The sequence below is a fragment of the Bradyrhizobium sp. P5_C11_2 genome (genome assembly GCF_054049755.1).
The window spans coordinates 1-7,241 of sequence record NZ_JBFULT010000390.1; the positions used below are offsets into that span (position 1 = coordinate 1).

Genomic DNA, 7,241 nt, shown 5'->3' on the forward strand with positions numbered 1-7,241 from the left:
GCCTTGGAGGGCACCAGGGTCTGTGCAGTGCCGGCCTTGCTCCACTGGAGGGCTTCGAGCTTCTCGGTGGGCGAGAGGTCGTGGCTGACTTCCTGCTTCAGCGCGACCGCGCCTTCGAGGACGTCGCCGGCACGGCTTGCGCCGTGGGAGGCGAGCGCGGTGACCTTGGAGCCGCCGGCGGGCGCACTGTCGTTGCCCGAGGCGACCGCGGTCGAGCCGCCGCGCATCACCACGAGGTTGTCGGTGCGGGAGCGGGTGAGGCCGCGCGACACCAGTTTTGTCGCGTGGTGGCCGTGGTCGTCCGGCTCCTTGCCTTCCTCGACGCCCTTGCCGAGCACGTCGAACCCGGTCTCGCTGGGATCGACATGGGCGAGGTCGAAGCGGCTGAGGTAGCTCACCGCCAGTTCGCGGAAGACGTAGTCGAGGATCGAGGTCGCGTACTTGATGCTGTCGTTGCCCTGCACGGGGCCCGCCGGTTCGAAGCGGGTGAAGGTGAAGGCGTCGACATATTCGTCGAGCGGCACGCCGTACTGGAGGCCCAGCGAGACCGCGATGGCGAAGTTGTTGATGAAGGAGCGGAGCGCCGCGCCTTCCTTGTGCATGTCGATGAAGATCTCGCCGATGCGGCCGTCGTCATACTCGCCGGTGCGCAAATAGACCTTGTGCCCGCCGACGACCGCCTTCTGGGTGTAGCCCTTGCGGCGATCCGGCATCTTCTCGCGCTCGCGCATCACGATGATGCGCTCGACCAGCTTCTCGACGATCTTTTCCGAGACCTGCGTGGCACGCGCCGCCATCGGCTTGTCGTAGAGGCTCTCCACCGCATCGTCCTCGTCCTCATCATCGCTGATGAGCTGCGAGTTGAGCGGCTGGCTGAGCTTGGAGCCGTCGCGATAGAGCGCGTTGGCCTTCAATGCGAGTTTCCACGACAGCATGTAGGCGGACTTGCAGTCCTCCACCGTGGCGTCGTTCGGCATGTTGATGGTCTTGGAGATCGCACCCGAGATGAAGGGCTGCGCCGCCGCCATCATGCGGATGTGGCTCTCGACCGACAGGTAGCGCTTGCCGATCTTGCCGCAGGGATTGGCGCAGTCGAACACCGGATAGTGCTCGGCCTTGAGGTGCGGAGCACCTTCCACCGTCATCGCGCCGCAGATGTGGACGTTGGCGGCCTCGATCTCGCGCTTGGTGAAGCCGACGGCCTGGAGCAGGTCGAAGCCGGGGGCCGCGATCGCCTCGGCACCGATGCCGAGCTGGTCGCGGATGAAGTCTTCGCCAAAGGTCCACTTGTTGAAGGCGAACTTGATGTCGAAGGCGGTCGGCAGGGCCTTCTCGACCTTGGCGATGGCCTCATCGGTAAAACCCTTGGCCTTCAGCGTCGAGGCGTTGATGCCGGGGGCGTTGGACAGCGAGCCGTGGCCGACGGCGTAGGCCTCGATCTCGGCGATGTCGCTCTCGCGATAGCCGAGCGCGCGCAGCGCCGCGGGAACCGCGCGGTTGATGATCTTGAAGTAGCCGCCGCCGGCGAGCTTCTTGAATTTCACCAGCGCGAAGTCCGGTTCGATGCCGGTGGTGTCGCAATCCATGACGAGGCCGATCGTGCCGGTCGGCGCGATCACCGTGGTCTGGGCGTTGCGATAGCCGTGCTTCTCGCCGAGCTCGAGCGCGGCATCCCAGGCTTTTTGCGCATGCGCGACCAGGTCGGCCTGCGGGCAGGAGACCAGGTCCATCGGCACCGGGTTGACGCTGAGCGCCTCGTAGCCGTTGGACTGGCCATGGGCGGCGCGGCGGTGGTTGCGGATCACGCGCAGCATGTGCGCGGCGTTCTTCTTGTAGCCGGGGAAGGTGCCGAGCTCGGAGGCGATCTCCGCCGAGGTCTTGTAGGTGATGCCGGTCATGATCGCGGTCAGCGCGCCGCAGAGCGCACGGCCTTCCTTGCTGTCGTAAGGAAGACCCATGGTCATCAGCAGGCCGCCGATATTGGCGTAGCCGAGGCCGAGCGTGCGGAACTCGTAGGAGAGCTCGGCGATCGCCTTCGACGGGAACTGCGCCATCATCACGGAGATTTCGAGCACCAGGGTCCACAAGCGGCAGAGATGCTCGTAGCCCTCGACGTCAAAATGCTTGGTCGTGGTGTTGTAGAACGTCAGCAGGTTGGCGGAGGCGAGGTTGCACGCCGTGTCGTCCAGGAACATGTATTCCGAGCACGGATTGGAGGCGCGGATGTCGCCGGACGCCTTGCAGGTGTGCCAGTCGTTCATGGTGGTGTTGAAGTGCAGGCCCGGGTCGGCCGACGCCCAGGCGGCGTAGCCGATCTTCTCCCAGAGGTCGCGCGCCTTCAGCGTCTTGGTCACCTTCTTGGTGGTGCGGCCGATCAGGCTCCAGTCGCCATCGGTCTCGACCGCGCGCAGGAAGTCGTCCTTCAGCGAGACCGAGTTGTTGGAGTTCTGGCCGGACACCGTGAGATAGGCTTCCGAATCCCAGTCGGTGTCGTAGACGTCGAACTGGATGTCCTTGTAGCCCTGCTTGGCGAACTGCATCACCCGCTTGATGTAGTTGTCGGGCACGAGGCTGCGGCGCGCGAGCTTGATCTCGCGGCGGAGCGCCGGGTTCTTCTCGGGATCGAAGCAGTCGTCGCCCGAGCCTTCGCAATTGACGCAGGCCTTGAGCACCGCCTTGAGGTGCTTCTGGTTGATCTTGGAGCCGGTGACGAGAGCGGCAACCTTCTGCTCCTCCTTCACCTTCCAGTCGATATAGGTCTCGATATCCGGATGATCGGCGTCGACCACCACCATCTTGGCGGCGCGGCGGGTGGTGCCGCCGGACTTGATCGCACCCGCGGCGCGGTCGCCGATCTTGAGGAAGCTCATCAGGCCGGACGAGCGGCCGCCGCCGGAGAGTTTTTCGCCTTCGCCGCGCAGGCGCGAGAAGTTGGAGCCGGTGCCGGAGCCGTATTTGAACAGGCGCGCCTCGCGCACCCAGAGGTCCATGATGCCGCCCTCGTTGACGAGGTCGTCACCGACGCCCTGGATGAAGCAGGCGTGCGGCTGCGGATGCTCATAGGCCGACTTGGACTTGGTCAGCTTGGCGGTGAAGGGGTCGACGTAATAATGGCCCTGGCCGGGGCCGTCGATGCCATAGGCCCAGTGCAGGCCGGTGTTGAACCATTGCGGCGAGTTCGGTGCGACCATCTGCATGGTCAGCATGTAGCGGAGCTCGTCATAGAAGGTCTGGGCGTCCTCGTCGGAGGTGAAGTAGCCGCCCTTCCAGCCCCAATAGGTCCAGCAGCCGGCGAGGCGGTCGAACACCTGCTTGGCCGAGAGCTCGCTGACATAGCGCTCCTTCTCGGGCAGCGCCGCAAGCGCATCGGTATCGGGCACGGAACGCCACAGGAAGGAGGGGACGGATTCCTCCTCGACCTTCTTCAGGCGCGCGGCGACGCCCGCTTTGCGGAAATATTTCTGGGCCAGCACGTCGGAGGCGACCTGCGACCACTCGGTCGGCACCTCGACATTCTCAAGTTTGAACACCACCGAGCCGTCGGGATTCCTGATCTCCGACGTGGTCAGCCGGAAATCGATTCCGGCGTAAGGTGACTGTCCCTGGGTGGTGTGGCGCCGCTCAATCCGCATCGTCTTGCCCCGTCCTTATTGTGACCGGTCCCGCCTCGGTTCAGGCGTGCCGGCTCGATATTTCGCTTCGCGAGTCCCTCAAGGCCTTGCCGGCCCTTTAAGGCTTCGCAGTTCAGCCGGTGGTTTCCGGCCCAGTTTCTCCCGGCGCGATTCATCGATGCGTGCACCGATCATCCGCCGGCATGTCCAGGTGCACCCGCCCCAAAGCGATGCACCCGACATGCGTTCAACGCCCCACAAACGTCACGTCTTCAACCATTGCCATTCGAGCCTGTTTCCAGCCCGTTCTGGCGCCCCGAAAAGTCCGCTTTCGAGGGCAGACAAGCCCTCATCCCGCTGCCTTCGTCTGGCTTGGCGGAGTGCCGTCTTGCGGACCCTTTGGGGGAGTGCCGGCGGGACGCAAACACACTCGCGCCGAACGGACTGAAAGCTAGGACTCTCCGTTGCGCCCGTCAAGAACTAGTGCGAGTTCCTGAATCAAATACTAAATATGGTGGACAGCGGGGGATAACAGGGGGCAAGCCCGCGCCTGTTCTGGAGGCAAGTATCGGTGAGTCCTCAGGGATTCCCAACCGAAAAAATTTATGTCCGGTGGTGTTCCGGAGGCTTCATCCCGCTGTTCACAGGGCAGGTATATTTTTAGGCAACGGGGTTGCGCCGGCGGGACTCACGTAGGGMTACGGAAGGTGWGGGCAGGCATGCCCGCCGGGGTGGTGGTGGGGGAGCCGAATCCGCGCCAWGCTGACCCCGTTTCTGCCGGGTACCCTACATGCTTGATTCGACTCGCCGGGATGCGCGGCCGCGCATCGCCCCGGCCGGCCTGATGTTCCTCGCCATCACCTCGGTGGGCTGGGGTTTTAATTGGCCGGTGACAAAGTTCCTCATCGCGGAACTGCCGCCATTGACGCTGCGCGGGGTGACCGGCGTGCTCGGGGCGGTGCTGCTGGCCGCGCTCGCCCTGATCCGCCGCGACAGCCTCAAGGTCGCGCGTGAGATCTGGCCGCGGCTCCTGATCGCGGCTCTTCTCAACGTCACCGGCTGGATGGTGCTGATGGGGCTCGCGCTGTTGTGGCTGCCGGCGAGCGAAGCCGCGCTGATCGCCTACACCATGCCGGTCTGGGCCTCGCTCATCGCCTGGCCCGTGCTCGGCGAGCGGCCGACGGTGCTGCGCACCGTCGCGCTGGTGATGGCCTTTGCGGGGCTCGCCTCGATCATGGGCGGCAACGGCTTTGCCGCCAGCGAAGAGAAGCTGCCCGGCATTGTCATGGCGCTCGCCGGGGCCGCCGGCTTTGCGCTCGGCACGGTGTTGCTGAAGAAATATCCGATCCACCTGCCGCCGATCACGGCGGCAGCCTGGCAGATCGGGCTCGGCTGCCTGCCGGTCGCGATTGTGGGTCTGCTGGTCGAGACCTCGCATCTGGAGCTGATCACGCCGGTCGGCTGGGCACTTCTGGTCTATTCGACCGTGGTGCAGTTCTGCATCGCCTACGTCAGCTGGTTCGCCGCGCTGTCGCGCCTGCCGGCCTCGGTCGCCGCGATCGGCACCATGGCGGTGCCGGTGATCGGCGTCGCCGCCTCGGCGATTGCGCTGCATGAGCCGCTGGGGCCGGGCCAGATCGCGGCGCTGGTTTTCACGCTCGCGGGCGTGGTGCTGGCGACGCGCTAGCAGCGCGAACGCCGGTGACGAACCCAAACGAGCTCAGATCTTTTGCGTCGCTTCGGCAAGGGAAACAGCGCATTAGCAAGTTTGAGGTTCTTTCTCTCGCCGGCGTAGCCCGGAGCCCTCTGGCTTCAAAGGCAAATCAGCATTTGCGACGGCAAAGATTTCGAGTGCTTCGTCGTAGCCTTTGATGTTCCGCCGCCCAAGCGATACCAACGGAATGCTATGCTTTACCCCTCCAGCGATGGTGGGATCAGCCAGGATTTGCGCGTCCTTCGCGAGATTGCAGAGCCGAGACGCCAAATTGACGACGCCTCCCATGGCCGTATAGTCCAGTCGACCATTATAACCGACGGTACCAACTGTTGCGGGCCCCATAGCAACGCCCACACCAAAGCCGATCGCATGGCCCTCAGCGCACCATTTACTGGCAATGGACTGCACCGCGACCTGCAGGTCGATCGCGAGCCGGACCGCTTGGCTTGCCGGTTGCTCACATGCGACCGGGGCATTGACGAGGAGCATGACTCCGTCTCCGGCAAAGCCGATCAGGGTCGCCTCATGACGAGTCGTAACAGCTCCAACCGCCTCATAGTACTCGCGCAGTACGGCCATGATAACATCGGGTTCATTGCGCGTAGAGAACGCCGTGAATCCGCGCAAATCGCCAAAGATAACGGCGACTTCGCGTCGCTGCCCTTCGAGCAATTCGGGGGAATGCTCGACCAGTTCGGCGACCTGTGACGGCAAGAATTGCTTCAGCCTTTCGATCCGCACCGACTTTTGCTGCGAGATCGCCAGTTCGGATGCCATTTCATTGAAGCGCACCGCCAGTTGTTGCAACTCATCGCCGCTGAAGATTTTGATGCGATGCTCTAACTGTCCGGTTCTAATCCGCTCAACGCCGTCTTCCAATTGCTTGATCGGACCAGACATCCTGTGCGCGCGCCAATAGGCGAGCGCCAGCGCGATGAGAATGCCGAGCGCAATGAGAATTAGGGAGCGCCACAAAGCTGCGCGAATTGATGCAAAGGCTTCCAGGACCGGCTGCATCGCAATTACCGTCCAACCCACATCTGCCGCATGAACGGATAGCGCCACGACGGGCTTACCACGGTCCCCGGTTATCACCGCCGCCCCACTCGTGGCCCCAAGCAGATGCTTGATCCGGCCAAAACTGCCCGAGCTGGCGCGACCACGCAGAACCAGACTGATATCAGGATGGGCGATCAGGTGACCGGAGTCGTCGACCACGATGGCGTAGCCGGTCTCGCCAATTCTGATAGCCGCGATCACATCCCAGATCAGCTTTAGATTGACCTCCGCGATCGCAATCCCGGCCGCCGGCAGGCTTCCGGCAACCGCGATCCTCATGTAAGGCTCTGAATCCTGATGATATTGAACCGGTCCGTACCAGACCCTGTTGGCGCGTGCACCCGGAACGGCAGGGTCCGCAGACATATCGATGCCGCGACCGGTCCTGTTCAGACGCAGTCTGGAAACAAACACCCGTTCGGTGCCAGTCTGGTCCAGAAGCGAAACTGAAACTATCGCAGGCACCTGCTGAAGTAGACGCAAAGCGTCGATCTTGTGTTGCTCGTCGTCTCCAGGAGACCAGGGAAACTGCACCATCCACCCCAGTTGATCTCGTATTCCATCGGTGAACGCCTCTATTCTGTCGGACGCCGCGCGAGCGTCTGCTTGCAGCACCGCGCTAATCTGGCGACGCTGATCCCGATAACCGAATGATGCCTCGACGGCCGCGCCGAGTATCAGAGGCACGACTGCGGCAACAAACAACGTCGCGAAGTATTTGAAGAATAGCGAGCGACGCGGGGCCATCGAAACATGGTCCGCAGACGAAGAGGACTGTGCATCACCGTCCGTCATAACTGCTCTCAGGAGATCACCTTGCTGGCGCGAAACAGGATCGACGATACGTCCAGTTC

Annotated in this window: 3 protein-coding genes; 1 reads left to right on the forward strand and 2 read right to left on the reverse strand. The window is 63.3% G+C overall.

Annotated elements, in window-relative coordinates:
• Window positions 1-3,632: vitamin B12-dependent ribonucleotide reductase (locus ACXJL8_RS28610; protein ID WP_456686003.1), on the reverse strand; the 3,632-nt coding region annotated here is incomplete at its 3' end.
• Between the two features lie 769 nt (window positions 3,633-4,401).
• Here ACXJL8_RS28610 and ACXJL8_RS28615 point away from each other — a divergent pair.
• Window positions 4,402-5,298 carry a DMT family transporter gene (locus tag ACXJL8_RS28615; protein ID WP_456624397.1) on the forward strand — a complete coding sequence of 299 codons (897 nt, stop codon included), beginning with the start codon at window positions 4,402-4,404 and terminating at the stop codon, window positions 5,296-5,298.
• Between the two features lie 72 nt (window positions 5,299-5,370).
• On the opposite strand, the gene ACXJL8_RS28620 is transcribed toward ACXJL8_RS28615, so the two are convergent.
• Window positions 5,371-7,182: an adenylate/guanylate cyclase domain-containing protein gene (locus ACXJL8_RS28620; protein WP_456686004.1), complete on the reverse strand. Its 1,812-nt coding sequence runs from the start codon at window positions 7,180-7,182 to the stop codon at window positions 5,371-5,373.
• Window positions 7,183-7,241 lie beyond the last annotated feature (59 nt).